Here is a 26,681-nt window from a genome sequence, read left to right as displayed (position 1 = left end):
CCTCAACCACCGGTTGCGACCAGCACACGCTGGTTGAGGTGCGAGCGAAGCGAGCCTCGAAACCCGTCTTGCCGACAGTCGGCCCCGATCGAGACCGACCGTCGGCCCACCAGGTTTCGAGACGGTCGCTACGCGACCTCCTCAACCACCGGTTGCGACCAGCACACGCTGGTTGAGGTGCGAGCGAAGCGAGCCTCGAAACCCGTCTTGCCGACAATCGGCCCCGATCGAGACCGACCGTCGGCCCACCAGGTTTCGAGACGGTCGCTACGCGACCTCCTCAACGACCGGGCGCGGGCGGGGGTGCGGCGTCAGTCGACGTCCATGAGCTGGCGCTCGACCCGGAGCACCGCGAGCTCGTGCTCGAGGTCGCCGCTCATCGCGAAGGCCAGACGCAGGTGAGGCAGGGCCTCCTCCAGGCGCGACTGGCGCTCCAGCGCACGTCCGAGCGCGTGGCGGGACCAGACGTCGTCGGGGGTCTCCTCGACCAGGGCCCGCAGCTCGTCCTCGGCCTTCTTCAGCTGGACGCGGATCAGGTAGGCCCAGGCCCGCAGCGTGCGCAGGCCGGTGTTGGTCGGGTCCTCCGCGAGGGCCGGCTCCAGCACCTCGAGCGCCTCGACGGCGCCGCGGCGGGCCAGCAGGTCGTGGGCGACCCGGTAGGCCGACTCGGGGCCGGCCTGGCCCGGGAACACGACCGGCGGCGCGGTCAGCTCGTACAGCTCCTGCTCGTCCCGAGGGTCCATGACGTCCATGGTGCGTCAACCGCGGATCAGGCGACAGGATTCCCGGCCGGTCGGTCGTGCAGGATCCGCTGGAAGAGCAGGTGGTCCTGCCACTCCCCCGCGATGAAGAGGTACGACGCCGCCCGCCCGTACTCGATGAACGCGCTGCGCCGCAGCACCCCCTGCGAAGCGGTGTTGTGGACCAGCGTCCCGGCCTCCAGCCGGTGCAGCCCGAGGGCGATCGCCTGCTCGACGGCGTGACCGACCGCGGCGGTCGCGAGGCCACGGCCGAGGTGGTCGCGGTCGACCCAGTAGCCGACGCTGCTGCTCTGGAAGACGCCGCGCACGACGTTGTTGAGGTTGACCCGGCCGACCAGCTCGTCCCCGCTCAGGAGCACCCAGGACGCGCCGAGCCCCCGTCGTACGACGTCGAGACGGGCCACCACGTCGGCCGCCTGGCCCGCCGGCGAGAAGAACGCCGGCGGGCGGACCGGGTCCCAGGGAGCGAGGTGCTCGCGGTTGCGGTCGTAGGCCGCGGCGAGCGCAGCCGCGTGGTCGGTGGTCAGCTCCTGGATCGCGTAGCCGTCGGGTAGCACCCGCCCATTGAACCCGGCGGAGGTTCCGACTTGTGGATCGCCCGAGCACGCCCTGTTACCCACCCGGAGATGTCCCGGCGTCATGGTGACCCGATGAGGAGAGGAGAGCAGATGGACAGGGCACAGTTCGACAGGTTCCGCGTCCGGGTCGACGAGGCAGCGCGCCACGCGTGCCACGCGCTCCTCGCGCTGGACGCCCTGCGGACCTCCGACGACCCCGAGGAGCGCGCCGCCTACAGCGACGTCCACGACCTGATCGCCGACCTCAGCAGCCTGCGGGTCGAGCTGGACCGGTGGCCGGAGCCGGTCGACGACTAGCCCGCGATCGCGTCCAGCTCGGCGACCGCGTCCGCGGGCAGGTGCAGGTCGGCGGCCGCGACGTTCTCGCGCAGGTGGCCGACCGACGAGGTGCCCGGGATGAGCAGGATGTTGGGCGAGCGCTGCAGCAGCCAGGCGATGGCGACGGCCATCTTGCTCGCCCCGAGGCGAGTCGCGACGCCGTCGAGGGCCGCGGACTGCAGCGGGCTGAAGCCGCCGAGCGGGAAGTAGGGCACGTAGGCGATGCCCTGCTCGGCGAGGCTGTCGATCAACGCGTCGTCGCCGCGGTGGGCGAGGTTGTACTCGTTCTGCACGCACACCACCGGCGCGATCGCCTGCGCCTCGGCGACCTGCGTCGCCGACACCGTCGACAGGCCGATGTGCCGGACCAGGCCCTCCTGCTGGAGTCGGGCCAACTCCTCCATCCGCGCGCCGATCGAGGCGTCGGGCTCGTCCATGATCCGCAGGTTGACGACGTCCAGGGCGTCGAGGCCGAGGTTGTCGAGGTTGTCGAGGACGCCCTGGCGCAGCTCGGCCGGCGACTGGGCGGGGAGCCAGGCGCCCTCGCCGTCGCGACGGCCGCCGACCTTCGTGACGATGACCAGGCCGTCGGCGTACGGGTGCAGAGCCTCCTTGATGATCTGGTTGGTGACGTGCGGGCCGTAGAAGTCGCTGGTGTCGACGTGGTCGACGCCGAGCGCGAGCGCCTCCCGCAGGACGGCGACCGCGGCGTCGCGGTCGGCGGGCGGACCGAAGACGTGCGGGCCGGCGAGCTGCATGGCGCCGTACCCGAGCCGGGAGACGGTGAGGTCGCCGAGTGCGTAGGTGCCGCCGGGGGTCAGGGTGCTGGTGGTCATGGCTCCAGCGTGCGTCGTCCCTCGCGGGCGACCCAGTTCCCTGCCGATCCTGGGAGTGGCAGGACCAGGGACGCCCCCGGGAGCCGGGCTAGGTTGGCGGACGTGAGCGACGACAACCTCCTCGGCGACCACCTCCGCGCCCGTCGCGAGCAGGTGACCCCCGAGATGGTCGGGCTCCCCGTCCACGGCGTACGACGGGTCGCGGGCCTGCGGCGCGAGGAGGTCGCGCTGCTGGCGGGGATCAGCTCCGACTACTACCTGCGCCTGGAGCAGGGCCGCGACCGCAACCCGTCGGTGCAGGTGCTGGAGGCGCTGGCCCGGGTGCTGCAGCTCGACGCGACGGCGACCGACTACCTCCTCGGACTCGGCTCGCCCCGGCCCCGCTCGCGCACCCGCCGGCCGCGCCGCGAGACGGTGCCGCCGCAGATCGCCCAGCTGCTCGAGGTGATCGGCCTGCCGGCGTTCGTGGAGGGTCGGTTCCTCGACATCCTGGCCGCGAACCGGCTGATGACCGCGTTGATGCCGAGCGTGCAGGTCGGCGAGAACCGGCTGCGCTCCCTCTTCCTCGACCCCGCCGAGCGGGCGCTGTTCCTCGACTGGGAGACCCTCGCCCCGCGGATGATCGCCGGGCTGCGCAAGCGGATCGGCTCCGACATCGACGACCCGCGCTTCGTCCAGCTGGTCGGCGAGCTGTCCGTGGGCAGCGACGAGTTCCGCCGCGGCTGGGCCCGCCACGACGTCAAGCCGCTGCAGAGCAAGGTGATCCGGCTGGACCACCCCCAGGTCGGCGAGCTCTCGCTGGCCCAGTCGAAGCTGGCGGTCGAGGGTGCCGACGGGCAGATCCTCGCGATCTACCACCCCGAGCCGGGCACTGACAGCGCCGAGAAGCTGGCCCTCCTGGGCTCGCTCCTGCCGACTCCGGCGATCGCCCCGTAACCTCCGCGCGGCCGCTGCGTTGATCGTTTCAACGGATCGGACCCGAAGAGCTGGGGGGCCTCGGGTCCGATCCGATACCCTGCTCACGCGGATGGGCTGGCCGGGCGACCGCGTCGTACTCCCTCGGGAGGACGCCGAGGAAGGTCCGGGCTCCACAGGGCAAGGTGGTGGGTAACACCCACCCGGGGCAACCCGCGGGACAGTGCCACAGAGAACAGACCGCCTGCTCCCCTGGCGACAGGGAGGCAGGTAAGGGTGAAACGGTGGTGCAAGAGACCACCAGCGACCCGGGCGACCGGGTCGGCTCGGTAAACCCCACCTGGAGCAAGGTCAGACAGCGTGCGTCCGAGGGCTGCTCGCCCGAGCACGCGGGTAGATCGCTGGAGGCGACCGGCAACGGTCGTCCTAGATGGATGGTCGCCCATCGGGATCCTCGCAAGAGGCCCGAGGACAGAACCCGGCCTACAGGCCAGCCCATCCGCATCCGACCTCGTGGACACCTCAGGGCGAACGCCGCGGGATCCCACCGGACGGGTCACCCCTGCGGGCGGCGTGGGCCACGGAGACGAGGGACACCGGACAGCCATGACGGACGAGCACGACCGACCGAGCACGAACCACCCCCTCCACGGCGAGCGACGACCGCTGCTGACGCCCGTCCTCGGCGTCGTCGCCCTGGTCGTGCGCGTTGCCGCCGTGATCGCGTTGCTCACCTACCTGCGCTACGCGACCTGAGGCGGGCGGACCGGCGTCAGCCCTCCGAGGCGACCAGCCGGGGCAGATCGCCCGCCCGAGGGTCCGTCGTCAGCTGATCGAGCAGCACGGGCAGGGGAAGGCACCAGTTGTCCCGATCGGTGGTCCCTGGCACGTTGGGTCGCCGCTCCTCGAGCACGGCGTCCTCCAGGGTCAGCGACACGAGCAGCGACGGGGCTCGCGCCACGCGCGTGTACGCGGCGGCGACGGCCTCGGCGGCCGTGGCCGTGCTCGGCAGGCCGTCCGCCGTCACCTTGCTCAACAGCGCCTCGCGTGCGTCGCGCACGTCCTCCTCCGCCATCCCGGTCGAGCGGACCTGGTCGGCCGCGTCGGACCCGGTCCACAGCCCGGCGACGGTCGGCAGGTCGTGGGTGGTGACCGTCGCCAGGGCTGCCCGCGACCAGTTGGCGGGATCCTGGTCCTCGAACATCAGGACCCTGTACGACAGCAGGTCTCGCTCGGCGAGTGCCTCGGGCACCCCGGGCTCGACGGTGCCGAGGTCCTCGCCCACCACGACGGCACGCGCCCGGTGCGACTCCAGGGCCACGATGTCGAGCAGGTCATCGCTCGGGTAGCGCACGTAGGCACCTTCCGTCGCCATCGCGCCCTGAGGGATCCACCACAGGCGGAACAAGCCCATCACGTGGTCGATGCGGAGCCCGCCGGCACCGGCGATCGTCCGGCGCACGGACTGGATGAACGGCTCGTAGTCGGCCGCCCGCAGCCGCCACGGCACCAGCGGTGGGGATCCCCAGTCCTGTCCGAGGCCGTTGAGGGCGTCGGGCGGAGCGCCCACCGTCACGCCGGTGGCCAGCACGTCCTGCCAGGACCAGGCGTCCGCTCCTCCGCCCGAGACCCCGATGGGGAGGTCCTGGATGATCGTGAAGTCACCGGCAGCGGCTGCCAACTGCACCTCGAGCTGCCACTGCAGCCAGCGGTGGAACCCGATCTCCTCGTGGTGCATGTCCCGGAAGGCCGCGACCGGGTCGGACCCGGGGCTGCGGAGGTCCTCGGGCCAGGTCCGCCAGTCGGCACCGTGCTCCTCCGCGAGCGCGCACCAGGTGGCGAAGCCGTCGAGTTCCTCGCCCTGCTCGTCACACCAGGTGGTGAACGCGGGGGTCGTGCGCGAGCGACCGTACGCCGCGAACAGCGCGCCCCGCTTCAGGTCCCAGACCGCGTCACGGTCCACGAGGGCGGAACCCGCCACTCGGCGGACGACCCCGGGGTCGACGTGCTCCGGTGACCACCCGGGTGTCTCCTCGACCCGGAGATAGACAGGGTTGCGGAAGCGGCGGGTCGCGGGGAGATAGGGGCTCGCCTCCTGCGGGATGGTCGGCGCCACCGCGTGCAGCGGGTTGACCAGCAGGAACCCGCCACCGGCGCCTTCGGTCCAGGTGCGCAGCGTGCGGAGGTCGCCCAGGTCGCCGATGCCCCAACTGGCCGACGAGCGGGCGCCGTACAGCTGGACGGCCCAGCCCCAGGTACGGCGCTCGGGCAGCCAGCAGCGGCCAGGCGAGACGACCAGCAGCCGCTCGGGTCCCCCCGCGATCCGCATCCGGTGGTAGCCGAACGGCAGGTCGTCGGGCACCACGCCCTCGAAGCTCCGCTCCGCCCCGTCCTCGCAACGGACCCGGACCTCGCCGGGACCGAGGTCGCGGCCGCGGCGGGTCACCAGCGGCGCCCGCTCCTCCAGGTCATCCGGCGCCGTCCCGATCGCGTCGTGCAGCAGGGTGACCGTGCGCTCGTCCACCTCCTGCCGACGCCCGTCCGCGTCGACCCACTCCCGCTGCACCCCCCAGCCGTCCACCGTGTGAATCCCGTCCGTCCTGCCCTCAGCCATGCTCCCTAGTGCCCGCGATTCCCCGGGACCACCGGCCGGTCCAGCGGTACGACGTCCCCCCGGTCGACGGCCCGGACCTCCGAGGGCAGTCCGCGGCGCGCGCAGGCGTCCAAGAAGTCCGAGAGCGGCGAGCGGAAGACGGTGTAGTCGTCATGGTGGACCGGGACGGTGACGCCGGGCGCGAGGAGCTCCACCAGGTCCGCGCCCTGCTCGCCGTCCATCGTCACCAGCAGTCCCAGCACCCGGGTGCCGCCGAGGTGGACCACCGCTGCGTCGAGCGGCCCCGTGCGGTCGGTGATCTCGCCCAGCCACGGGCGGAAGAGCGTGTCGCCGCTCAGGTAGAGCCGGAACACGCCGGCGTCCGGGGCCTGCAACGTCAGGACCGTCCCCATCACCGGCGGCATCAACCGGCGCACCGGCGCCGGTGCGTGGACTCCGGGCACCGCCGTCACCGTGAGCGTCCAGCCGTCCCTCCGCAGGACGGTGCTCGCCCAGGTGGCGAGCGCCTGGGCGGCCTCGAAGCCCCAGCCGTGCAGCCGGTCGGCGGCGGCCGTGGTCGTCAGGATCGGGAGGCGCCGGTCCAGCTCGGCCCGGGCGAGCCGGTCGAAGTGGTCGCCGTGCAGGTGCGAGAGCACGACCGCGTCGAGGGCCGGGAGCTCGGCGGGATGCAGCGACGGCTCGGTCAGCCGGCGCGAGAACAGCCCCTTGCCGAGGTAGGCCCGCTGTCCGCGGTGCAGGAAGTTCGGGTCAGTCAGCAACGTGAACGGGCCGAGACGCAGGACCGTCGTCGCCGTGCCCACGAACTCCAGGGTCGGTCGCGGGGCGGTCATCGTCTTACCCCTCGCTGGTCGGCCCAGCCGAGCACGACCAGCGACGCTCCGACGGCCAGGAACGCGAGGTCCCACGCCAACGGCCCGCCGAGGTCGTCGCGCACGTGGTGTACGCCCAGCAGGTGGTGGTCCACGAGGCCCTCCGCGAGGTTGAACAGTCCCCAGCCCAGCAGCACGCCGCCGAGGTGGAACCGCCACGAGGGAGCCAGCCGCCCCTGTCGCCACTGGGCCACGGTCACCACCGACGCACCCACCACGACGAACCACGTGACGACGTGGAAGAACCCGTCGGCCATCGTGTTGACCTCCAGCCCGGCCAGGGTCCGGGGATCGCGGCCGGTGTCGCTCAGCAGGTGGTGCCACTGCAGGAGCTGGTGCAGCACGATCCCGTCGACGAAGCCTCCGAGCCCGACGCCGTACATGAGCCCGGGTGCACGGGACGGGCGCTCGTCCCCGTCGACCCGCACGTCCGCTGCCACGGTCACCACCTCCGCCTCGACCTGCTACATCGGGGTCTGGCTGCCGATGCCCCCGCGCAGGGCGCGATGGGCCAGGACGCCGAGAGCGACCATCCCCACCCCGAGCACGAGGTGCAGCCAGTTGTCGGCGTCGTTCAACGGGATCACGTTGGCGTCGCTGTGGTGGTCGACCGCCAGCCCGTAGACCCAGAGACCCAGGTAGGCGACGCCGCCGCCGACCAGGTACCGGACCGCGGTGTCCGCGCGCCGGGCGAGCAGCACGCCCGCGAGGCCGAGCGCCAGGTGCAGGAGGTTGTGGAGGACCGAGACCTGGAAGAGGCCGAGGAGCTTCGCCTCGCTGTGGTGACCGGCGAACCCGAGGTCGTCGTACCCGGTCGTGATCCCCGGGACGAAGCCGAGCACCCCCACCAGGAGGAAGGTGGCGCCTACGACGAGGGCGAGGGTGCGGGCGGTCCGGTCCCCGGTACTTGCTCCGGTGCGCCCGAGGGAGCGCGCGTGCTGGTCGGGATCGAGGGTCATGAGGGCCTTCTCGTCGTACGTCGGTGGCGCCGGCAATGGTGAGGAATCAGGGAACGAAAGAGGCCCGGACGCAGCCGTCGGCCTTGTCCTTGAACAGCTCGTAGCCTTCGACGCCCTCCTCGAGCGGGAGGACGTGGGTCGCGAGGAGATCGGTGCGCAGGGCGCCCGAGGCAACGTGCTCCAACAGGGTCGGGACGTAGGCCTGACCGTGCTGCTGGGCGGACCGGAGCGTGAGGCCCTTGTTCATGACCGCCCCCATGGGGAACTTGTCCGTCACGCCCCACACCCCGATCACCGACACCGTCCCGCCCTTGCGGCAGGCCATGATCGCCTCGCGGAGCGGCGTCGCCCGGTCGGTCTCGAGGCGGAGCGCCTGCTTGACCCGGTCGTAGGAGCCCTGCAGTCCCCGGCCCTGCGCCTCCATGCCGACCGCCTCGATGCACGAGTCCGGTCCTCGACCGCCCGTGGTGTCTCGCAAGGTCTCGTGGAGCGAGTCGACAGCGCCGACGTCGATGACCTCGGACCCGATCTCGCGCGCGAGGGCCAGCCGTTCGGGCAGCAGGTCGATCCCGATGACCCTGCCCGCGCCCATGATGCGGGCGGCGTTCTGGGCCATCAGGCCGACGGCGCCGCACCCCCACACGGCGACCGTGTCGCCGGGCCGGATCGCGGCGAAGTCGGCGCCCATCCAGCCCGTCGGCGCGGCATCGGAGACGAAGACCGCCTGGTCGTCGGTCACCCCGTCCGGGACGGGGAAGCAGTTGACGGAGGCGTACGGGACGCGGACGTACTCGGCGTGCGACCCGGCGTACCCGCCGAACGCGTGCGTGTAGCCGTAGATGCCGCCGGTCGGGTAGCCGAGGGCCACCTCCGGCAGCTCCGGCTTCGGGTGGGAGTTGTCGCACAGGGACCACTCGTCGTGAGTGCAGTGCCAGCACCGGCCGCAGCCGATGAACGACGGCACGACCACGCGGTCCCCGACCGCGAGTCCCTCCACCCCGGGGCCGACCTCGACGACCTCGCCCATGAACTCGTGGCCGATGACGTCGCCGGCGCGCATCGTGGGGATGTAGCCGCCGATGAAGTGCAGGTCCGACCCACAGACCGCACTCCGTCGTACCCGGACCACGGCGTCGCCGGGGTTGACGATGATCGGGTCGGGGACGGTCTCGACGCTGAGCCGGTTGACGCCCTGCCAGGTCAGTGCGCGCATCTCAGGAGTCCTGACCGGTCGGGTCGTGGCGGGCCGAGGGGTTGTGGTCGAGCGTCGGGATCTCCCCGGTCTCCGCGAGGGCCTTGGCCCGGCGCAGCGCCTTGTGGGCCATCGCCCCCACGGCGAGATCGCCGCCTCCGGGCATCGGGTCCTCCAGCACGAGGGTCAGCGTGACCTCGGTGCCCAGGTCCTGCGGCGCGGCGACGAACGAGACCGCACCCGACACCCGCATCGGATCGACGACGTGACCCGAGCGCGCTCGGAAGAGGACGCGTCCCGCCACGACCTCGACGGACTCCGATCGCCAGGCCGAGGGATGGCCGGTGTAGGGCTCTGCCAGGACGCGCCCCAGGCGCACCGGGTCGCTCCACAGGTCCCGGAGCTCGTCGACCCCGCGCCCGACGGTGAGCACCCGGTCCCCCTCCACCTCGTCGGGCCGGCGGGCGAGGCGGTGGAACGTCGAACTGCCGGAGCGGACCGCCGAGCGAAGGGCCCGGCGCGCAGCCGATGCCGCCTCTCGGGGCTGGACAGATGGCACGGGAGCTCCTCGGGTCGGTGCCGGAGCGGTACCCGCCCCACCCCTCGGACCCCGTCACCCCTAGGGAGGGCCCCGCGGCCAGGACGACCGGTCGGCGACGGGGTACCGCGAGTCATGGACCACTGCCTGCGCCCCGACCGATCCCGCTCATGAGCGATCGCGTCCTCCTCATCACCGGAGCCTCGAGCGGCATCGGGCTGGCCACCGCCCTGCGGGCCGGCGCCGCCGGCGACCATCTGGTGCTGCTCGCCCGCGACACCGCAGCACTCGACGGAGCCGCCGACCGGTGCCGCGCGGCGGGAGCCGGCTCCGTCCTCTCGTTCCCCACCGACGTCGGTGACGACGAGGCGGTCGCCGCTGCCGTCCGCACCGCGCTGGGCCGGCACGATCGCCTGGACGCCGTGGTCCACAGCGCCGGTGTCGTCAGCTACGGACGGACCGAGGACGTGCCCGCCGAGGTGTTCGACGGAGTCATCCGCACGAACCTCACCGGGTCGGTCAACGTGGCCCGCCACGTGCTCCCCGTCATGCGCGACCGGGGCCAGGGCGTGCTCGTGCTCGTCGGGTCGGTCATCGGTCACATCACCGTGCCGACCATGAGCCCCTACGTCCTCAGCAAGGCCGGCGTGCGTGCCCTCGCCCGTCAGCTGCGGGTCGAGAACCGCGACCTGCCCGGTGTCCGGATCGAGTACGTCTCCCCCGGCGGGGTCGACACCCCCGTCTACCAGCAGGCCGGCAACTACGCCGGCCACGAGGGACGGCCCCCGTTCCCCGTCGCCTCGCCCGAGCGCACCGCGCGCCAGGTCCTGGCCCGGGTCGAGCGGCACCACCGGCGCTCGCAGCTGAGCCTGGCCAACGAGGTGATCCGCTTCGGCCACACCGTCCTCCCCGCCGTGTACGACGCCCTCGTCACCCCGCTCTTCACGGTGGCGGCCACCGATCTCGCCCGCCCGGTCGGACCCGGCACGGGCAACGTGCTGGCCCCGCAGCCGCAGCGCCATGCCCTGCACGGCGACCAGGGCAACGCGCTCCTCGGCCTCGGGCGCAACCTGATGCTCCACACCCGCCGGGTGCTGGGCCGATGACGACGTACGACGCGGTCGTCGTCGGCGCCGGCCCGAACGGGCTCGTCGCCGCCAACCACCTGCTCGACTCCGGCTGGTCGGTCCTGGTCCTCGAGGCCCAGCCGGATGTCGGCGGCGCCGTCCGCAGCGACCGTGAGGTCCACCCCGACTTCGTCCACGACACCTTCAGCGCGTTCTACCCCCTCGCCGCCACCTCCGCCACGATCAGGTCGTTCGAGCTGGAGCGCCACGGTCTGGTCTGGCGACACGCGCCCGCCGTCCTCGGCCACCCCCTGCCGTCGGGCGAGTGGGCACTGCTGCACCGCGACCGCACGATCACTGCCGACCTCATGGACCATCAGCACCCCGGCGACGGCGAGGCCTGGCTCACCCTGTGCGAGGAGTGGGATGTCATCGGCGACTCGATCATCGAGGCGCTGCTGACGCCGTTCCCGCCGGTCCGGGCCGGCCTCGGCGCCTTGGCCCGACTGCGCCGGGTGGGCGGCCTGGACTTCGTGCGGACCCTGCTCACCCCGGTCGCCGACGTGGGGCGCCACCGCTTCGGCGGCGTCTCGCCGCGGATCCTGCTGGCCGGCAACGCCGGTCACGCTGACATCCCCCTCAACGCACCGGGCTCCGGGCTGATGGGGATCCTGATGACCATGCTCGGCCAGACCGTCGGGTTCCCCGTCCCCGAGGGCGGGGCCGGGATGCTCACCCAGGCCATGGCCGCGCGGGTCCGCTCCCTCGGTGGCGAGATCCGGTGCGGCAGCGAGGTCGACCGGATCGAGGTCGACCGAGGACGCGCGACCGCCGTACGCACCGTCCACGGCGAGCGCTTCGCCGCCCGGCACGCTGTCGTCGCCGACGTCGTCGCCCCGAACCTGTACGGCGGCCTCGTTCGCACCGACGACCTGCCCGCCCGGACCGTCCGGGCCATGCGCTCCTTCGAGATGGACCCCGGCACGGTGAAGGTCGACTGGGCGCTGGACGGCGAGGTGCCGTGGCGCCACGACCCGCCCCACGCCCCCGGCACCTTCCACGTCGCGGACTCCGTCGAGCAGATGGCCGAGGCGATGCACCAGGTCACGTCGCAGACCATCCCGGGCCGTCCCTTCATGCTCGCCGGCCAGATGACGACCTCCGACCCCACCCGCTCCCCCGCCGGCACCGAGTCCCTGTGGGCCTACACCCACGTCCCGCAGCAGATCAGCGCCGACGCCGGGGATGGGACGGTCCGCGGCACGTGGGACCACGACGACTGCCAGCGCTTCGCCGACCGGATGCAGGACCGGATCGAGCAGCTCGCCCCCGGCTTCGGTTCCCGGATCACGGCCCGCCGCGTCCTCGGACCCCGCGAGCTCGAGGCCCGCGACGCCAACCTCGTCGGTGGCGGCATCAACGGCGGCACCTCCCAGCTGCACCAGGAGCTCATCTTCCGACCGGTCCCCGGACTCGGTCGCTCCGAGACCGGCGTCCGAAGCCTCTACCTCGCCTCCGCCTCGGCGCACCCCGGCGGTGGCGTGCACGGCGCCCCCGGCATGAACGCCGCCCGCGCGGCCGTCCTCCACCGGAGGGTACGACGGTTCAGCGGGCCACTGCGCCGTCCTTGAGCTGGCCGTGAGGCGGCCGGAGCTCGTGGTCCAGCGTCACGACCACTGGATCTGTGCCCAGAGACTCTGGTCCCTGCAGCGGCGAGGCACCGCGACGCCGCACCACCAGCAAGCAGGAGGATCAGGGAACATCGGCCACGTCTCCTGTGGCTCTAGTGCGGCAGCGAATGTCGTCCGTGGCCGTCACTCCCCACCGGCCATCGTCCGGTTTGCGCAGGTCAGCGGCTGGATTCACTCACAACCAGCAGCAACCGTCCCCTCGGGGATCGTTCCCGGCCTACCGGCCAGCCCGTCCGCACACTTCTGGCCCGCTCAGTGAGCCTCTACCGATTCATCTAGCGGCAGGTCGCCGCATGCTACGGCTGTGCCCTCACTCGTCACCGCCACCTCGCGTCCCCGTCCCCAGCTCGACCGGGCCGAGCCGTGATCCTCGACAGGTTCGCCGTGACCGACCAGGTGGCGATCGTGACCGGCGCGGGGCTCGGCATCGGGCGCAGCATCGCGATCGCGCTGGCGGAGGCGGGCGCCGACGTGGTCGTGGCCGCGCGGACGAAGGCCGATCTCGACGAGGTCGTCGCCCGGGTCGAGGAGACGGGGCGGCGGGCGCTCGCCGTACCGACGGACGTGATGGAGACCGAGCAGCTCGAGCACCTGGTGGCGGAGACGCTGCGGGTCTTCGGGCGGCTCGACATCCTGGTCAACAACGCGGGTGGGACGGCGCCGCGGCCGGCGATGACGACCTCGGAGCGCTACCTGCACCACGCGCTGCACTTCAACGCCATCGCGCCGTTCGTCCTCACGAAGCTCGCCGCGCAGGCGATGGTCGACACGGCCGGCGGCGGGAGCGTCGTCAACATCTCCTCCCGGGTCGCCGACATGGTGCTGACCTCGTTCGTGGCCCACGGGGTGGGCAAGGCCGCGCTGACGCACCTGACGAAGAACGTCGCGGCCGAGCTGGCGCCCGCCGTCCGCGTGAACGCCATCGGGGTCGGGGCGATCGCGACCCGGTCGCTGTCGACCGTCATGGAGGACGAGCAGATGCACGCCGACCTGGTGGAGCGGACCCCGATGGGGCGCGCGGGCGATCCGGAGGACGTCGCGTGCGCGGCGCTCTACCTGGCGTCGCCCGCCTCGGCGTGGGTGACCGGGACCGTGGTGAACGTCGACGGCGGGTCCACCATCCCCGCCGTGCAGATCCCGGTGCCGCCGCTGGAGCCCCGACAGACCTGAGCGGCTACGCGCTCGGCTTGCGTCGTACGCCGCCGTAGAAGCCGCGCCGGACCACCCAGGGCAGCAGGACGCGTTCGATCAGCCAGCGCGGCAGCTGGATCGCGCGGCCGTCGGCGGTCAGGAACAGCAGGCCGTCGTCCTGGACGCCGAGGACCGACCCCCAGCGCGACCGGGTCGCCCGGTACGGCGCCAACGGCCGACCCGCCAGGTGGGCGCGGATGTTGGCGGCCAGGAGCCGGTCGGCGCGGTTGCGGGCGCTCGAGCGCTGCGGGTCGGTGGCGGCGACGTCGCCGACGGCGAAGATCTCCGGGTGGTGTTCCGACTGCAGGGTGGGGGTCACCGCGACGAAGCCCCGCTCGTCGAGCAGGTACGCCGGGAGCCACCCGGTGTTGGGACGGACCCGGCCGATCGCCCAGACGACGGCCTCGGCGGAGGTCGGCGGCTGCCCGCCCTGCCAGGCCACCGGCGCGTCGGTGATCGCATCGCCGGCGAAGCCGTCCGGTACGACGGCGCGGTGGCCCGGGTGCAGCCCGACCCCCAGGTCGACGAGACGGCGGCGGACCTCCGACCAGGCACGCGGGTGGTGGGCGGCCAGGGCGCGCTCGCCCGGGAAGTAGAGGTCCACCCGGTGCTCCGGCCAGCGGATCCGCAGGTTGGCGGCCACGCTGAGGGCGGCCGCTCCCCCGCCGATCACCGCGACCGACCCGGCCGCCGCGACCCGCTCGTGGTGCGTCCGGACCTGCTCGTCGACCTGCTCGCTGGTCAGCAGCGCGGACGTGCGCCAGAAGCCGTTGGTGACGCCGGTCGAGACGACCAGGACGTCGTACGGCTCGACGGACTCGCTGCCGCCGGCGAGCCGCACCCGGACCTCGCGCGCGTCGGGGTCGAGACCGGTCAGGGAGCCGTGCACGCGTCGTACGCCGTCGAGGCGCCGGTAGCGGGAGAAGTCGACCCGGTTGTCCGCCGCCCAGTCGTCGGGCCGCGCGAGGCGGACGCCGAGCTCCTGGCCGCTCACGACCTCGGGCTTCGAGGAGATCCCGACCACGTCGACGTGCCGGGCCAGGTGGATGGCGGTCAGGACGCCGATGTCGCCCAGGCCGGCGATGACGACCCGGGGGGGGCTCACGGGGACGGGAGGCGCGGCGGCGTGACGTTGCGGTCGGGGCTCGGTCCGGGGGCGGACATCCCCGCTCCCGGGACCCAGGAGGTGCGGCCCAGGAGGTCGCCGACCTCGGCCAGGTTCATCAGGTCCATCTCGTAGTCGAACAGGCCGTCGCCCGCATAGTGCAGGACCGAGAAGGCCGGCGCCTGGTAGGGCCGACCGTCCTCCCAGGTGCCGGGCAGACGGTTCCACCAGAACGTCACGACGCGGTCGCCCTCGACGAGGGTCCACTCCTCGGGGAAGCTCCAGCCCTCCAGCCCGGCCATCGACATGTCGAAGAACCTGGTGAGGGCGTCGCGACCCTCCACCCGCCCCCAGGCCGGGTCGATGAACACCACGTCCTCGGTGAACCAGGCGGCGATGGTCGACCAGTCGGCCTCCCCCGCGACGCACCGCTCACGCTGGGCCACGTAGGCCCGGTAGGCGTCCAGCGCCTCGCGCTCGCGTTCGTTCAGCTCCGACACCACTGGCACCCCTCCGCCCGGCCGGCACCCTCGAGCGGGGCATCGGGAAGGCGAACCTAGGCACCGTGACCGTGTCGATCAACCGACCGTCCCGGTCAGAGGCCGGACGCTGGCGGTCTCCGCACCGACAGCCCCCGGAGCCCCTGGAGCCCCCGGAGCCCCTGGAGCCCCTGGAGCCCCTGGAGCCCCTCAGCAGCAAAAGCTCATCAGGCTGCCTAGGATTCGGCCCATGTCCGATTCGCCCGAGGGCCAGCGCAAGCGCCCGGGGGGCCGCAGCGAGCGAGTGCGCCGCGCGGTCATGGACGCCACCGTGCGGTGCCTGCTGGCCGGCGGGACCGAGGGCTTGTCGATCCCGCAGGTCGCGGTGGAGGCCGGGGTCGCCGAGTCGACGATCTACCGGCGGTGGGGGGATCCGATCCACCTGGCCGCCGAGGCGATGACCGAGCTGGTCGCGAACTCCGTCCCGGGGCAACCGACCGGCGACCTCCGCGACGACCTCGTCAACCTGCTGGAGCAGATCACCGCGATCTTCTCGGTCCCGGGCATGACCGGCATCCTCGGATCCATCATCGTCCTCGCCGAGGACGAGCGCATCGCTCGAGCGCGGGACGCGTTCTGGGCCACCCGGTTCGAGATCTCGGCCGCCATCATCCGGCGTGCCGTCGAGGACGGAGCCCTGCCTGCGGACACCGTCGCCATGGAGCTCGTCGAGCTGCTCGTCGGTCCCGTCTACTTCCGCATCGGCGCCGGTCTGTCGCTGGACGGCTTCTCCCCCGCCCGACACACCGACCGCGTGCTCCTGGCCTTCGCCGCCGGGTGACCCGAGCGACGCCTCGGGCCTACTCCCTCTCCGCCGCTCCGCCCGCAGCGCCCGCCGCCTCGCCGGGAGCCGGTACGGCGCGGATCGCGGCCTCGAGCAGACGGTGCTCCAGCGACCGAGGGTCTGCCCTGGGTCGCCGAGCGCCGACACCCCGGAGGTCCACGAACACCAGCACGGGCACGGACAGGCCCGGCACCGCTGCGGCCTCCGACTCGATCCGGGCCTTCAGCGCGTCGCCGTACTCCGCCCACTCGCGACGACGTCGCTCGTCCGGCCCGGCACCGGGACCCCTCCCGGAACGTCGGGCGAGGATCTGCTCGACGTCGACGGTGATCGCCACCGGCTCCGTGCGGTGCTCCCACAGGCCTCGCTCCTCCTCGCGCCCGCGCAGGGCCAGCTCCTCGCCCGCGTGGTCCGCCGCATCGGCCGGGCCGATGGTCCCGCGCAGCAGGCGGCGGATGGCCCGGGCCTCCCAGGAGTCGCGACTGCCCGCCAGCACCGCCTCGACGCCGCCGACGTTGGCGGCCGCACCGGCCAGCGCGACCGCGACGAGCTCGGCCCAGTCGGTCCACTCGGCCTCGTCGTCCGCGCCGGTCCGTGGACGTTGGAGCCGGGCCGCGTCCGTCAGGGCAGTGATGACCGCCTCGAGCCGGGCGACGACCTCCTCGCGGTAGGCCCTGAGCCCGTCATCGGCCGGCCTCCGTGGCGCGACATCCATGGCGCGATCCCTCCCCCTCGTGGATCCGACCCTCACCTTATTGCAGGTTCACCTTGCGTTAAGGGGTGGATTCTCCTCAGGGCGACCCACGCGGGGCCGATCGACCCATCAGCGCAGCGGCGTGCCATCGGCGGGCCCGCTCACCGCGTCGGCCCACCCACGTTGCTCGAACAGAGGGGAATCGTCATGTCCTGGAAGTCCTGGTCCGCACGAGCGAGGACCGAGGAGGCTCCGCGCTACGAGCAGGCCCGAGCCGACGCCCAAGCGGTCGCCGCCGTCGTGTCCGCCGTCAGCGACGCCACGACCCTCGACGAGGCAGTCACCTGCGCGCTGGAGACCGTGCGGGACCGTTACGGATGGGTCTACGGCTCCTACTGGAAGGTCGACCCGGACGCCGGCGCACTCGTCTTCGTCCGCGAGTCCGGAGAGGCGGGCGAGGAGTTCCACCGCGTGACCCGTACGGCGTCCTTCGCCGAGGGCGTCGGGCTCTCGGGCCGGGCCTGGCGGACCCGGGACCTCGTGTTCGTGCCCGACCTGGGCGAGCTCACCGACTGCGTGCGGGCGCCCGCCGCCCAGCGCGCCGGCGTCCGCAGCGGCGTGTGCTTCCCCATCGTCGAGAACGGCGAGGTCACCGGCACCATGGACTTCTTCTCCACCGAGTCCGTCGACCTGTCGCAGGAGCGGCTCGCGTCGCTCCGGGCCATCGGGGTCCTCATCTCGCAGACCGTCAGGAGACTGGCGTCGGCCGCGGTCCAGGAACGGGCCGCACAGGACATCGCCGCGGTCACCCGGGTGCTGCAGGAGGTCACGGCGGCCCAGAGCCCCGAGGCGGCCCTCTCGGCAGCGCTCGACTCGATCCGGACCGGCTTCGACTGGACCTACGGCTCCGTGTGGAGGATCGACGAGGGCGAGCGGTGCCTGCGGTTCAGCCAGGAGTCCGGCGACGCAGGCGAGGAGTTCCGCCGGGTGACCCGGTCCGCGTCGTTCGCCGAGGGCGTCGGCCTGTCGGGCCGTGCGTGGAAGGCACGCGAGCTGATCTTCGTGGAGGACCTCGCCGAGGTCACCGACTGCGTCCGGGCGCCCGCTGCCCGACGAGCGGGGGTGAAGTCCGGGGTCTGCCTGCCCATCATGATCGGCGGCGTCGTCGTCGGCACCCTGGACTTCTTCGCGAACCGGACCCTCACCCTCTCCGCCGGACGCCGCAGCGCTCTGCAGAACACCGCGCTGCTGATCGGTCAGGCACTCGAGCGGTTCGAGAACGCGGCCCGTCTCGACACGGCCGGCCGGGAGCTCGTCGTGTCGATCGAGGAGGTCGAGCGGAACGTCCTGGCCGCCACGACCGTGGCCCAGGACGGGAGTCGTCTCGCGGACGACGCCAACCGCGACGTCGCCGCCCTCGGGGCGGCCAGCACCCGGATCGGGGAGGTCGTCAAGGTCATCGAGGGCATCGCCGCCCAGACCAACCTGCTGGCGCTGAACGCGACCATCGAGGCCGCCCGGGCCGGTGATGCGGGCCGTGGCTTCGCCGTCGTCGCCGGCGAGGTGAAGGAGCTCGCGAGCGAGACCGCGACGGCCACCACCACGGTCTCCGAGACCATCTCCACCATCCAGGACCAGGTGGGTCGGGTGATCGCGTCGCTCGGCGAGATCGGTCACGTCGTCGAGCAGATCAACCAGACCCAGGAGGTCATCGGCGGCGTCCTGACCGAGCAGGTCGCGGTCACCCGCGCCATCCTCGGCTAGGGCGTCGCCACCGCCGGAACCGTCCCCGCCGAGGGCCCTCCCCCCTCGCGTCGGACGGCCCGGCGCGGGTCGACGCCTAGGGCCGCCCGCAGGTCGTGAAGCGCACGCGGGTGCTCCAGGCGCGGCGGGCCTGGCCGCGGGCGACGCGGACGTCGACCTTCAGCACGTACTTCCGACCCGGCCGGAGAGCGGCCCCGTTGATCGCGCGGCCCACCTTGACGCGGCCGAGACGCAGGGAGGTTCGCTTCACCCGCCACCCACGGGCCGCTCGGACCTTCACTCCGGCGGGAGCGCTGACCGCCGGCAGGCAGGACACGGGGACCGTGAGCCGGACCCTCCCGAACGGCACCCTCGAGGTGACGGTCCGGGTCAGGGCGGGCAGCCGGATCGGCCGGGCGACGAGCGAGCTGCGGTCGGTGGCGACCCAGACCACCCACCCGCGCCCGCTCGGGGCGGTCGCGATGCGCGCGTCGACGTCGGTCGTCGTCAGTCCGACCGGGAACTCCTTCAGGGCGCCCACACCCGCCGTCTGGTGATTGCCGACCGCGAGCCGGTCGCAGCCGATCGCGACCGAGGCGAACCGGCCACTGGCGTCCGTGTGCAGGTCCCTGCCGCCGGTCGCGCAGGACTGGCCCGGGAGGCCGGCCACCGGACGTCGGAAGGCGTGCCGCGACGGGTCCCAGCTGGCGACGACCGAGCGGTCCCCACCCTTCTTCCGATCCCGTGCGGTGGCCAGGAGGCGGATCCCACGTCGGGTGGCGGCCAGCCGCGCGGTGCCGTGATCGGTCTCGGTCCCCGCCACCGCCCGGAACGCGCCCCAGGAGCCCGAGCCGGACGGCTTCCAGGCGACGCGGACCGGATCGGCATCGGCGGCGTACTCGCCGATCAACATCACGGTCGAGCGGCCGTCGTCGACCATCTCGACGTTGCCGACCGGGTACGGCGCCCGCACCGTGGAGGGTGCCGCGGCCAAGGTGTCGTAGTGGTAGAGCGTGCGCGCGTCGTCGTCGGGGCCGGAGACGAGCACCGCGCCGATCCCCCGCGGCCCGGCGGCCACCGCCAGCAGGGTGGTCTCGCTGCGGACCTGGGCGACGTCCACCGCCGGACGCAGGACCCCACCGACCACCTGGGCGGTCGCGATCCGGTCCTGCATCGGGTCCCCCGTCGCGTCCGGGCCGTTGCGGTGGTGCCAGACCAGGGTGGCGCGGTCACCGGACGCGACCACGAAGAGCTGCTCGGCGCTCAGCCGCTCCAGGGCATCGATCGTCTGCACCCCTCCGGCGCACCGGGTGTTGCCGACCGGCAGCACGCACAGGTGCACCTCGGCCCCCGGCTCGTCGCCCGAGCGCGAGCTCAACCAGCCGACGTACGTCGTCCCGCGGGCGTCGGTGGCCGCGTCGAAGCGGAAGTAGGCGGCATCCCGGTCGAGGACCAGCGACGGCCCGGCCGGTCCGGGTCGAGGCCCGGGCGACCGGCCGGGGGCCGCCCCGGCGGACAGGACCGAGGTGGTGAGGAGCAGGACCGTCAGGGCGCCGAGAACGCGCAGTGATCTCACGCGCCGCATTCAACCATCCCTCGATCCCGCCACCGTGCCGCGACGCACTCGGTGCAGCGCGGGCAGCCGACCACCTGCTCAGGAGGCCCGGGCGCACCGATCGGCCAGGAGCCCGAAGGCGACTCGGAGCTCGTCCGGGCCGATGACCTCCAGGTCGGCGTCGAACCTCAGCAGCGAGGCCGCCAGCGCGGGGAACGACCATGCCCCCAGCGTGAGCCGGGTGCGCCGCTCGTCGACCGCTTCCACCATCCCGTCGCCGACGTACGGGAGCACCTCGGCGAGCGGGAGGGCGAGGACGACGGTGCCCTCGCACGGCCAGGTCGGGGCGACGTCGGTGCCCTCGCGGCCGCGGAACCGGCTGACCAGGTACGACGAGACGTCGGCGCCACCGTGGAGGTCGCGGGGTGCGAAGCGGGGGCCGGTGGGGGTGCGCGGGGTCATCCGGTCGGCGCGGTAGGTGCGCCAGTCGTCTCGGTCCAGGTCCCAGGCGACGACGTACCAGCGGCCGCGCCAGGTGACGAGGTGGTGGGGCTCGACGCAGCGGGGTGGGGCATCGGCGGGGCCGGAGGCGTAGTCGAAGCGGAGGACCTCGCGGGCGTGGACCGCGGCGCCGATCGCGACGAGGACCCCGCTGCCGACGTCGGAGGGAGGGGCAGGTGGGCGGACGACGGTCAGCGGGAGCGCCTCCAGGCGGTGGCGGAGGCGGGACGGCAGGACGCGGCGCAGGGTGGTCAGGGCGCGGAGGGCGGCGTCGGCCACCCCGTCGCCGAGGCCGGCACCGCCGGCGGCGGTGAGCTCCAGGGACACGGCGAGGGCGACAGCCTGCTCGTCGTCGAAGAGCAGCGGCGGGAGGTCGGAGCCGGCGTCGAGGCGGTAGCCGCCGTACGGGCCCCTGGCCGTCTCGATCCGGTAGCCGAGCTCGCGCAGCCGGTCGACGTCGCGGCGCACGGTCCGGACGCTGACGTCGAGGCGGTCGGCGAGCAGGTCCCCGGACCAGTCGCGGCGGGTCTGCAGGAGGGAGAGCAGCGCGAGCAGCCGGGACGAGGTGGTGGGCACGACACCGAGCATGCCCGACGTACAGGACACAACCTGTCCTGTACCTCCGCGACAGTTTCGCACGAGGCGGTCAGAGCGGCCGCCGCCGAAGGAGCACTCCCTTGTTCAACGTCCTGGGCGACCTCAACTGGCTCGCCGTCGTGATCGTCGCGGTCGCCTCGATCGTGCTGGCCGGCCTCTGGTTCGCCGTCGTCATCGTCAAGCCGTACGCCGTGGCGCTGGGCCGGGTCGGCCAGCCGGCCCCGGAGCCGAGCGTCGTCTCCGCCGTGGGTCCGCTGGTCTGCGTGGTCGTCACCACCCTGACCACCGCGGTCCTGGTGGAGGCGCTGGACATCAGCGCGACCGGCGACGCCGTCGTGTTCGGGTTGGTCGTCGGGGTCGGCTACCTGACGGCGATGACCTTCCAGATCGCGATCAACCCGAACTTCCCGCGCCCGCTCCTCTACGGCGTGATCAACGCGCCGTACTTCGTCATCACCAGCGTGCTCGGGTCGGTCGTGATGACCGCGATGCGCTGACCGGTCATCGCCTCCGCTCGAACGCGCCCAGGTCGACCCGGCCGGAGACCGGGCGCCGGACCAGGCGGGTGGGGTGGCGGTACTCCCAGCGCGCCCGCCACCGCCGGGGCACGGCGGCCCCGCGGCCGAGGGCCGGCGACCCGGCCCGCAGCCGGAAGTCGTCCGCCCGGGGATTCACGAAGCCCCTCAGCCCCACCCGGCGGTTGGCCCGCACGGACGCTCGGGCACCGGTGACGAGCTCGCCCGGGCCGACCAGCAGGTTGTTGCGCAGTCGGGCCCGACTGCCCGGGGCGAGGGCGACGTAGGTGCCGGAGGAGCGGCGGTTCACGAAGGTGTTGTTGACGACCCAGAGGAGACGGCTGCCGGTGAGCCCCTCGGCGCCGTACGAGACCAGGGCCGGGTTCTCCGACCGCGGGCCCTGGACGATCACGTTGCCCGCGACCAGCGACCGGCCGCCGTTCGGCAGGTCGATCGAGTAGCTGGCGGTGGCGCGGGCGTCGGTGATCCGGTTCCCGACGATGGTGTTGCGCGCCGCCCGGGACTTCAGCTCGTGGCCGACCGAGGCCCCGCGCAGGTAGCTGCCGGACACGGTCAGGGAGCGGACGGCGCCGACGTACAGGTGGTGGGTGTAGCCGTCCCCGGCGCCGTTGCGGACGAACCGCGAGCGGCGTACGACGACGTCGCTGCGCGGGTCGGCGCCGGTGAGGAGACCGTTCTGGTTGTCGTGGAACCAGCTGCGGGTGAGGGTCAGCCCGGTGCCCTCCTGGCGGATGCCGGCACCGTTGCCGTCCGGCACGGTCGCGCCGCTGAACTCGAGGCGGTCGACCCGGGTGCGGTCGCCGGCCACGACCCAGATCGCCTTGCCCTGCGCGCTCCGCCCGCCGGCCCGCAGGTGGGCCCGTCCCCCGACGCCGCGCAGGGTGAGGTCGTCCTGGGTCCAGGTCGCCACGTCGCCGGTGTAGGTGCCGGCGTCGATGAGCACCGTGTCGCCGTCCCGGGCGACGGCCGCGGCGGCGCTGGGGGTGGCCAGCCGGCGGCCCGGACCGACCCGCCACGTGCGGGGCGCCTCGACCGAACGGTCAGCCGCGACGTCCGGTGCCCCAGCCGCCTGAGGCGCCGTCAGCGTCACCAGGCCGAGGAGCATCGCCCCCCACGTCACCGCACCCGCCCTCACCGCACGCATCGCTCCAGTGTGCGGCACGCACCGGTCAGTCTCCGGACGCCACCGGACGCGCGGCGGCGTCCTCGTCCTCGACGAGGCCTCGGGTCTCGGCCTTGAAGATGCGCAGCGCCCGGCCGCTGCCGCGGGCGAGCTCGGGCAGCTTGGTGGCGCCGAAGATGAACACGATGACGGCCAGGATGATGAGGAGCTCGGTGGTGCCGAGGCCTCCGACGACGAGCGGGCTCATGGGTGCTCCTTCGGTGGGTGGGGCGGATCAGGACGCTCGCGCGTCGGCCGGTACGACGGCCGCGAGCCGGTGCAGCCCGGGATAGCCGGCGGCCGCGAGGTCCTCGATCAGGTCGTAGTAGCGGGTCGCGCCGCGGGTGTACGTCGGGTAGACCCGCGCCTTGCCGGCCACGTTGGCGCCGTTGAACCAGGTGTCGTGGCTGGCGTAGAGGGTCTGCCGCGCGTCGGCCTCGACCTGGGCGGTCCAACGCTCCTGCTCGTCCGCGTCGGCGTCGACCGCGTGCGCGCCCTCGGCGCGGACGGCGACGACGAGGTCGGAGATCCAGCGGGCCTCCAGCTCGCTGAGCGCCGGGACGTTGGCGGTGATGTTGGGTCCGCCAGGACCGCAGATCATGAACAGGTTGGGGAAGCCGGCGACCATCATCCCGTGCCAGGTGCGCGGGCCGTCGGCCCAGGCGTCCGTCAGCAGGCGTCCGCCGGTGCCGCGGATCGTGATCTGGTTGATCGAGCCGGTGAAGGCGTCGAAGCCGGTGGCATAGACGATCACGTCGACGTCGATGTCCCGGTCGGTGGTGGAGATCCCGGTCGGCGTGATCCCGGTGATCGGGGTGGCCCGGGCGTCGACCAGGTGCACGTGGTCGTGGTCGAAGGCGGCGTAGAAGCCGACGTCGACGCCGATCCGCTTGATCCCGACGCTGACGTCGGGCTTCGGGGTGAGCAGCGGGAGCAGCTCGGGCTTCCCGACCAGCGACGGGAGCTTCCGGCGGAGGAACTCCCCCGCGGTGTCGTTGGCGGCCTGGTTCGTCGTGAGATCGTCGTAGGTCACCAGGAAGTGGAAGCCGCCCTTGCCCCAGGCCCGGCCGTACTCGAGCTCGCGCTGCTCGGGGGTGTCGTCGAGCGCGGAGCGACCGGTGCCGGAGAGCCACAGCCCACCGCCGTTCGCGTGCCGCAACTGCTTCCGGCGCTCGGGGTAGGTGCGCTTGACCTCGGCGTACTCGTCGGGGTCGAGCCGGCCCTGCTGCGCGGGGATGATGTAGTTCGCTGAGCGCTGGAAGACGTGCAGCTCGGCGGCGACCTCGGCCACCGGGCCGACGACCTGGATGCCCGAGGAGCCGGTGCCGACGACGGCGACCCGCTTCCCCGTCAGGTCGAGGTCCGCGGGCCAGGCGGCGGTGTGGAACGACTCCCCCGCGAAGGTCTCCATGCCGGGATAGTCGGGCAGCACCCGGTGGTGCAGCATCCCGGTCGCGAGGGTGACGTGGCGGGCCAGGTACATCCCGCGGGAGGTGGTGACCCGCCACCGCAGGGCCTGCTCCTCCCACTCCAGCTCGGTCACCAGGGTCTCCAGCTGGAAGTGCCGGCGCAGGTCGAACCGGTCGACGACGTGGTTGAGGTAGTCCTCCAGCTCGGGCTGGGTCGGGTAGCGCTCGGTCCAGGACCACTCCTGGTCGAGCTCGGGCGAGAAGGAGAACGAGTAGTCCAGGCTCTCGGTGTCGCACCGCGCGCCCGGGTATCGGTTCCAGAACCACACTCCGCCGAGGCCGGAGCCGCCCTCGAGTCCGCGGACGCTCAGGCCGTGGGCGACTGCCTCGTGGACCGCCGCGATGCCGCCCATGCCGCCGCCCACGACGAGCAGGTCGAGCAGGTCGGGCTCCGGGCTGGTGCTGCTGGTCATGCGCGGTTCTCGTCTTCCGTGGGGGGTCAGGGGGTCAGGGTCGCCAGGTGGTCGAGGACCGTCCGCAGGCCGGCGGCGGCCGCCGGGGTCCCGACCCGCGAGAGGAACCCGTGGGTCGTGCCGGGCTGCGCGACCGCGGTCGCGTCGACCCCGGCGGCGCGGAGCGCCTCGGCGTACGCGAGGCCCTCGTCGACCAGCGGGTCGTCCGACGCCAGCAGCAGGTACGCCGGCGGCAGGCCGGCCAGGTCGGGAGCGAGCAGCGGGGCCGCGTCGGGGTCGTCCCGCGCGGCCGGGTCGGGCAGGTACTGGTCCCAGTACCAGCCGACGTCGGCGGTCGTGAGCGCCGCGACGTCCGCGTGCGCCTCGTGGCTGGGCCGGTCGAGCCGGTGGTCCAGCATCGGGTAGGCGAGCACCTGGGCGACGACGGCCGGTCCCCCGGCGTCGCGGGCCCGCCGGGCGCAGACCGCGGCGAGGTTGCCCCCCGCGCTGTCGCCCATCAGCACCAGCTCACCGGTGCCGGAGACCGACCCGGCCGCCCAGCGCACCGCCTCCCACGCATCGTCGAGCGGCGCGGGGAACGGGTGCTCGGGAGCGAGGCGGTAGCCGACGTTGACCACCGTCGCCCCCGCGCCGGCCGCCAGCGCGCGGCACAGCGGGTCGAAGTCCTCGATGTCGCAGAGCACCCAGCCGCCGCCGTGCAGGTAGACGACCGGCGGCAGGCCGGGCGTCGCGCCGACCGGCTCGTAGACCCGCACCCGGACCCCGGATTCCGGGGTGGTCAGGTCGTGCACCGACGCCACCGCAGCCCCCGCCGGCAGGCCGGCGCGCCCGTCCGCGACCAGCCGTCGTACGGCATGCAGGTCGAGGCCGTTGGGCATCGTGGCGGCCGCGGGACCCATCAGGCCAGGGACCCGAAGGAGCTGCGGTGGAAGACCAGCGGGGCCGCGTCGACGCCCGCGTGGTGGCGGTGGACCCGCAGCAGCACGATCAGGTGGTCACCGGCGGGCAGCTCGGCCTCCACGCTGCAGTCGAACCAGGCGCTGGCGCCGTGCAGGAAGAGCGCGCCGTCCTCGGTGGGCTCGACGGGCAGGTCGGCGAACCGGTCCCCCGAGCGGGACGCGAGTCGGCGGGCGGCACCGGCGTGCTCGGCGGCGAGCACCGAGACCCCGAGCCGCGGCGCCGGGCGCAGCCGCTCCCAGGTCGTCGACTGCAGGTCGATGCACACCGACACCAGGGGCGGGTCGAGCGAGACCGAGGTGAACGAGCTGACGGCCATGCCGACCCGCTCGCCGTCCGGGAGCTCGGCGCAGACCGCCGTCACGCCGGACGGGAAGCAGCCGAAGGTGTCGCGCAGCGCGCGGCCCCGCTCGGGGGCCGACTCGATCGCGACGCCGTCGACCTCGACGAGGTGGGCGAGGCTGCTGCTCCTGGTGCTGGTGCTGGTGCTCTTGACGGCCTGCAGGGTCATGCGAGTGCCTCCTCGGGCGCAGGGACGGTGGCCGCGTGCCGCAGCACGGGTCCCCAGACGTCGACGTAGTCGTCGATCCGGCCGTCCTCGGTGTAGGTGCGGTCGATCAGGTAGAGCCCCGGGGCGGGGATGGTGGCGCCGAGCTCGGCGAGCACCGGACGCAGGTGCACCTCGGGTGCCAGGGCGTGCACGGGTCCCCCACCGAGCATCAGCGGTACGACGACCGCGCCGCGCAGGCCGGTGCCCCCGTCGAACTGGTCGAGGAACAGCTTCAGCAGCCCGGTGTAGCTGGCCTTGAACGTCGGGCTCGCCACGACGACCAGCCCGGACGAGGCGACCAGGTCGCGAGCGGCCGCGACGGCCGGGTCGCCCCAGCCGAGCAGCCCCGGTCCGAGGTCGACCACGTCGACGGCGTGGTCGACGGGGCGGCCCGCGAGCCGCTCCGCGAGCAGCCGGGCCGCGTCGAGGGTGCGGGAGCCGGGCTTCGGGTTGCCTGCCACCACGGTGACCGGTGAGTGGATCACGCCGAGACCTTCCTAACTGACCTGTGGGGTTGTGCGACGAGGACCAGCAGACCCGCTCGGGA

29 protein-coding genes and 1 other RNA gene are annotated in these 26,681 nt (G+C 73.3%); 10 read left to right on the top strand and 20 right to left on the bottom strand.

The window, feature by feature from the left end; translation table 11 throughout:
* Positions 1-311: 311 nt before the first annotated feature.
* Positions 312-743: a tetratricopeptide repeat protein gene (locus tag V7S47_RS20375; protein ID WP_336563283.1), complete on the bottom strand. Its 432-nt coding sequence runs from the start codon at positions 741-743 to the stop codon at positions 312-314.
* Between the two features lie 26 nt (positions 744-769).
* On the bottom strand, positions 770-1,318 hold the full coding sequence (locus V7S47_RS20370; protein ID WP_336563282.1) for a GNAT family N-acetyltransferase: 549 nt from the start codon (positions 1,316-1,318) through the stop codon (positions 770-772).
* A gap of 111 nt (positions 1,319-1,429) precedes the next feature.
* Between V7S47_RS20370 and V7S47_RS20365 the strand changes: the two genes are divergently transcribed.
* Positions 1,430-1,636: a hypothetical protein gene (locus V7S47_RS20365; protein WP_336563281.1), complete on the top strand. Its 207-nt coding sequence runs from the start codon at positions 1,430-1,432 to the stop codon at positions 1,634-1,636.
* Here the strand turns inward: V7S47_RS20365 and V7S47_RS20360 are convergent.
* The gene (locus V7S47_RS20360) at positions 1,633-2,493 is read right to left on the bottom strand and encodes an aldo/keto reductase family oxidoreductase (RefSeq protein ID WP_336563280.1); all 861 of its coding nucleotides are present in this window, start codon (positions 2,491-2,493) and stop codon (positions 1,633-1,635) included. The genes V7S47_RS20365 and V7S47_RS20360 overlap by 4 nt on opposite strands.
* A 102-nt stretch (positions 2,494-2,595) precedes the next feature.
* Here V7S47_RS20360 and V7S47_RS20355 point away from each other — a divergent pair, with 102 nt between their 5' ends.
* The 3 genes from V7S47_RS20355 to V7S47_RS20345 all read left to right on the top strand — a co-directional run bounded on the left by V7S47_RS20355 (position 2,596) and on the right by V7S47_RS20345 (position 4,164).
* Positions 2,596-3,429 carry a helix-turn-helix transcriptional regulator gene (locus tag V7S47_RS20355; RefSeq protein ID WP_336563279.1) on the top strand — a complete coding sequence of 278 codons (834 nt, stop codon included), beginning with the start codon at positions 2,596-2,598 and terminating at the stop codon, positions 3,427-3,429.
* Between the two features lie 92 nt (positions 3,430-3,521).
* Positions 3,522-3,910: RNase P RNA component class A (gene rnpB / locus V7S47_RS20350), an RNA gene on the top strand.
* A gap of 104 nt (positions 3,911-4,014) precedes the next feature.
* Positions 4,015-4,164, top strand: a complete 150-nt coding sequence (locus V7S47_RS20345; RefSeq protein ID WP_336563278.1) for a hypothetical protein — start codon at positions 4,015-4,017, stop codon at positions 4,162-4,164.
* A gap of 16 nt (positions 4,165-4,180) precedes the next feature.
* On the opposite strand, the gene malQ is transcribed toward V7S47_RS20345, so the two are convergent.
* Genes malQ through V7S47_RS20315 form a run of 6 tightly spaced genes read right to left on the bottom strand, consistent with a single transcriptional unit; the run spans position 4,181 to position 9,475 of the window.
* Positions 4,181-5,989: a 4-alpha-glucanotransferase gene (gene malQ / locus V7S47_RS20340; RefSeq protein ID WP_336563277.1), complete on the bottom strand. Its 1,809-nt coding sequence runs from the start codon at positions 5,987-5,989 to the stop codon at positions 4,181-4,183.
* 38 nt (positions 5,990-6,027) lie between these two features.
* Entirely contained in the window at positions 6,028-6,852 is an 825-nt protein-coding gene (locus V7S47_RS20335) for an MBL fold metallo-hydrolase (protein ID WP_336563276.1), read from the bottom strand.
* The gene (locus V7S47_RS20330) at positions 6,849-7,331 is read right to left on the bottom strand and encodes a DUF2243 domain-containing protein (RefSeq protein ID WP_336563275.1); all 483 of its coding nucleotides are present in this window, start codon (positions 7,329-7,331) and stop codon (positions 6,849-6,851) included. The genes V7S47_RS20335 and V7S47_RS20330 overlap by 4 nt, the downstream gene beginning before the upstream one ends.
* A 24-nt stretch (positions 7,332-7,355) precedes the next feature.
* Positions 7,356-7,850 (bottom strand): DUF4383 domain-containing protein, encoded by a 495-nt coding sequence (locus V7S47_RS20325; RefSeq protein ID WP_336563274.1) that lies wholly within the window; start codon positions 7,848-7,850, stop codon positions 7,356-7,358.
* Between the two features lie 46 nt (positions 7,851-7,896).
* Positions 7,897-9,063 carry a zinc-dependent alcohol dehydrogenase gene (locus tag V7S47_RS20320; RefSeq protein ID WP_336563273.1) on the bottom strand — a complete coding sequence of 389 codons (1,167 nt, stop codon included), beginning with the start codon at positions 9,061-9,063 and terminating at the stop codon, positions 7,897-7,899.
* 1 nt (position 9,064) lies between these two features.
* Positions 9,065-9,475: a hypothetical protein gene (locus V7S47_RS20315; protein WP_336563272.1), complete on the bottom strand. Its 411-nt coding sequence runs from the start codon at positions 9,473-9,475 to the stop codon at positions 9,065-9,067.
* A 275-nt stretch (positions 9,476-9,750) separates the two neighbouring features.
* On the opposite strand from V7S47_RS20315, the gene V7S47_RS20310 reads away from it, so the two are divergent.
* The 3 genes from V7S47_RS20310 (at position 9,751) to V7S47_RS20300 (ending at position 13,508) form a co-directional block, all read left to right on the top strand.
* Positions 9,751-10,686 carry an SDR family NAD(P)-dependent oxidoreductase gene (locus tag V7S47_RS20310; protein ID WP_336563271.1) on the top strand — a complete coding sequence of 312 codons (936 nt, stop codon included), beginning with the start codon at positions 9,751-9,753 and terminating at the stop codon, positions 10,684-10,686.
* On the top strand, positions 10,683-12,278 hold the full coding sequence (locus V7S47_RS20305) for a phytoene desaturase family protein (protein ID WP_336563270.1): 1,596 nt from the start codon (positions 10,683-10,685) through the stop codon (positions 12,276-12,278). Before V7S47_RS20310 ends, V7S47_RS20305 begins: the two co-directional genes overlap by 4 nt.
* Positions 12,279-12,722: 444 nt before the next feature.
* Entirely contained in the window at positions 12,723-13,508 is a 786-nt protein-coding gene (locus V7S47_RS20300; protein ID WP_336563269.1) for a glucose 1-dehydrogenase, read from the top strand.
* Between the two features lie 4 nt (positions 13,509-13,512).
* Here V7S47_RS20300 and V7S47_RS20295 read toward each other — a convergent pair whose 3' ends face one another.
* Positions 13,513-14,634, bottom strand: coding sequence for an FAD-dependent oxidoreductase (locus V7S47_RS20295; RefSeq protein ID WP_336563268.1), 1,122 nt, complete (start codon positions 14,632-14,634; stop codon positions 13,513-13,515).
* Positions 14,631-15,134, bottom strand: coding sequence for a nuclear transport factor 2 family protein (locus tag V7S47_RS20290; RefSeq protein ID WP_336563267.1), 504 nt, complete (start codon positions 15,132-15,134; stop codon positions 14,631-14,633). Before V7S47_RS20290 ends, V7S47_RS20295 begins: the two co-directional genes overlap by 4 nt.
* A gap of 229 nt (positions 15,135-15,363) precedes the next feature.
* Here V7S47_RS20290 and V7S47_RS20285 point away from each other — a divergent pair, with 229 nt between their 5' ends.
* A complete protein-coding gene (locus V7S47_RS20285; protein WP_336563266.1) occupies positions 15,364-15,954 on the top strand; it encodes a TetR/AcrR family transcriptional regulator in 591 nt (196 codons plus the stop codon).
* Positions 15,955-15,973: 19 nt separating this feature from the next.
* On the opposite strand, the gene V7S47_RS20280 is transcribed toward V7S47_RS20285, so the two are convergent.
* Positions 15,974-16,672: a hypothetical protein gene (locus tag V7S47_RS20280; protein WP_336563265.1), complete on the bottom strand. Its 699-nt coding sequence runs from the start codon at positions 16,670-16,672 to the stop codon at positions 15,974-15,976.
* A 186-nt stretch (positions 16,673-16,858) separates the two neighbouring features.
* Between V7S47_RS20280 and V7S47_RS20275 the strand changes: the two genes are divergently transcribed.
* On the top strand, positions 16,859-18,415 hold the full coding sequence (locus V7S47_RS20275) for a GAF domain-containing protein (protein ID WP_336563264.1): 1,557 nt from the start codon (positions 16,859-16,861) through the stop codon (positions 18,413-18,415).
* 76 nt (positions 18,416-18,491) lie between these two features.
* Here the strand turns inward: V7S47_RS20275 and V7S47_RS20270 are convergent, their stop codons facing one another.
* Both V7S47_RS20270 and V7S47_RS20265 read right to left on the bottom strand, forming a co-directional pair.
* A complete protein-coding gene (locus tag V7S47_RS20270; protein ID WP_336563263.1) occupies positions 18,492-19,970 on the bottom strand; it encodes a hypothetical protein in 1,479 nt (492 codons plus the stop codon).
* Between the two features lie 78 nt (positions 19,971-20,048).
* Positions 20,049-21,026, bottom strand: coding sequence for a helix-turn-helix transcriptional regulator (locus tag V7S47_RS20265; RefSeq protein WP_336563262.1), 978 nt, complete (start codon positions 21,024-21,026; stop codon positions 20,049-20,051).
* 101 nt (positions 21,027-21,127) lie between these two features.
* Between V7S47_RS20265 and V7S47_RS20260 the strand changes: the two genes are divergently transcribed.
* Complete coding sequence (locus tag V7S47_RS20260) at positions 21,128-21,544, top strand: DUF1761 family protein (RefSeq protein WP_336563261.1); 417 nt, start codon at positions 21,128-21,130, stop codon at positions 21,542-21,544.
* Between the two features lie 4 nt (positions 21,545-21,548).
* On the opposite strand, the gene V7S47_RS20255 is transcribed toward V7S47_RS20260, so the two are convergent.
* Genes V7S47_RS20255 through V7S47_RS20230 form a run of 6 tightly spaced genes read right to left on the bottom strand, consistent with a single transcriptional unit; the run spans position 21,549 to position 26,619 of the window.
* Complete coding sequence (locus V7S47_RS20255) at positions 21,549-22,727, bottom strand: right-handed parallel beta-helix repeat-containing protein (protein WP_336563260.1); 1,179 nt, start codon at positions 22,725-22,727, stop codon at positions 21,549-21,551.
* A 25-nt stretch (positions 22,728-22,752) separates the two neighbouring features.
* The gene (gene tatA, locus V7S47_RS20250) at positions 22,753-22,953 is read right to left on the bottom strand and encodes a twin-arginine translocase TatA/TatE family subunit (RefSeq protein ID WP_336563259.1); all 201 of its coding nucleotides are present in this window, start codon (positions 22,951-22,953) and stop codon (positions 22,753-22,755) included.
* Positions 22,954-22,980: 27 nt separating this feature from the next.
* On the bottom strand, positions 22,981-24,627 hold the full coding sequence (locus V7S47_RS20245; protein WP_336563258.1) for a flavin-containing monooxygenase: 1,647 nt from the start codon (positions 24,625-24,627) through the stop codon (positions 22,981-22,983).
* 26 nt (positions 24,628-24,653) lie between these two features.
* Positions 24,654-25,526, bottom strand: a complete 873-nt coding sequence (locus V7S47_RS20240) for an alpha/beta hydrolase (RefSeq protein WP_336563257.1) — start codon at positions 25,524-25,526, stop codon at positions 24,654-24,656.
* Positions 25,526-26,095, bottom strand: coding sequence for a flavin reductase family protein (locus tag V7S47_RS20235; RefSeq protein ID WP_336563256.1), 570 nt, complete (start codon positions 26,093-26,095; stop codon positions 25,526-25,528). The genes V7S47_RS20240 and V7S47_RS20235 overlap by 1 nt, the downstream gene beginning before the upstream one ends.
* Positions 26,092-26,619, bottom strand: coding sequence for an NADPH-dependent FMN reductase (locus V7S47_RS20230; RefSeq protein ID WP_336563255.1), 528 nt, complete (start codon positions 26,617-26,619; stop codon positions 26,092-26,094). Before V7S47_RS20230 ends, V7S47_RS20235 begins: the two co-directional genes overlap by 4 nt.
* Positions 26,620-26,681: the final 62 nt, after the last annotated feature.

Source organism: Nocardioides sp. CCNWLW216 (assembly GCF_037120545.1).
In the GTDB taxonomy this organism is placed as follows: domain Bacteria; phylum Actinomycetota; class Actinomycetes; order Propionibacteriales; family Nocardioidaceae; genus Nocardioides; species Nocardioides lianchengensis.
This window is presented reverse-complemented; position numbering and strand designations above follow the sequence as displayed.

What these genes read in the sequence shown, in the direction of transcription:
- V7S47_RS20320 (WP_336563273.1), bottom strand. Translation starts at nt 9,063, where the DNA reads ATGCGCGCACTGACCTGGCAGGGCGTCAACCGGCTCAGCGTCGAGACC.
- V7S47_RS20325 (WP_336563274.1), bottom strand. Translation starts at nt 7,850, where the DNA reads ATGACCCTCGATCCCGACCAGCACGCGCGCTCCCTCGGGCGCACCGGA.
- V7S47_RS20240 (WP_336563257.1), bottom strand. Translation starts at nt 25,526, where the DNA reads ATGGGTCCCGCGGCCGCCACGATGCCCAACGGCCTCGACCTGCATGCC.
- V7S47_RS20310 (WP_336563271.1), top strand. Translation starts at nt 9,751, where the DNA reads ATGAGCGATCGCGTCCTCCTCATCACCGGAGCCTCGAGCGGCATCGGG.
- V7S47_RS20255 (WP_336563260.1), bottom strand. Translation starts at nt 22,727, where the DNA reads ATGCGTGCGGTGAGGGCGGGTGCGGTGACGTGGGGGGCGATGCTCCTC.
- V7S47_RS20345 (WP_336563278.1), top strand. Translation starts at nt 4,015, where the DNA reads ATGACGGACGAGCACGACCGACCGAGCACGAACCACCCCCTCCACGGC.
- tatA (WP_336563259.1), bottom strand. Translation starts at nt 22,953, where the DNA reads ATGAGCCCGCTCGTCGTCGGAGGCCTCGGCACCACCGAGCTCCTCATC.
- V7S47_RS20280 (WP_336563265.1), bottom strand. Translation starts at nt 16,672, where the DNA reads ATGGATGTCGCGCCACGGAGGCCGGCCGATGACGGGCTCAGGGCCTAC.
- V7S47_RS20235 (WP_336563256.1), bottom strand. Translation starts at nt 26,095, where the DNA reads ATGACCCTGCAGGCCGTCAAGAGCACCAGCACCAGCACCAGGAGCAGC.
- V7S47_RS20275 (WP_336563264.1), top strand. Translation starts at nt 16,859, where the DNA reads ATGTCCTGGAAGTCCTGGTCCGCACGAGCGAGGACCGAGGAGGCTCCG.
- V7S47_RS20305 (WP_336563270.1), top strand. Translation starts at nt 10,683, where the DNA reads ATGACGACGTACGACGCGGTCGTCGTCGGCGCCGGCCCGAACGGGCTC.
- V7S47_RS20365 (WP_336563281.1), top strand. Translation starts at nt 1,430, where the DNA reads ATGGACAGGGCACAGTTCGACAGGTTCCGCGTCCGGGTCGACGAGGCA.
- V7S47_RS20245 (WP_336563258.1), bottom strand. Translation starts at nt 24,627, where the DNA reads ATGACCAGCAGCACCAGCCCGGAGCCCGACCTGCTCGACCTGCTCGTC.
- V7S47_RS20375 (WP_336563283.1), bottom strand. Translation starts at nt 743, where the DNA reads ATGGACCCTCGGGACGAGCAGGAGCTGTACGAGCTGACCGCGCCGCCG.
- V7S47_RS20360 (WP_336563280.1), bottom strand. Translation starts at nt 2,493, where the DNA reads ATGACCACCAGCACCCTGACCCCCGGCGGCACCTACGCACTCGGCGAC.
- V7S47_RS20285 (WP_336563266.1), top strand. Translation starts at nt 15,364, where the DNA reads ATGTCCGATTCGCCCGAGGGCCAGCGCAAGCGCCCGGGGGGCCGCAGC.
- V7S47_RS20335 (WP_336563276.1), bottom strand. Translation starts at nt 6,852, where the DNA reads ATGACCGCCCCGCGACCGACCCTGGAGTTCGTGGGCACGGCGACGACG.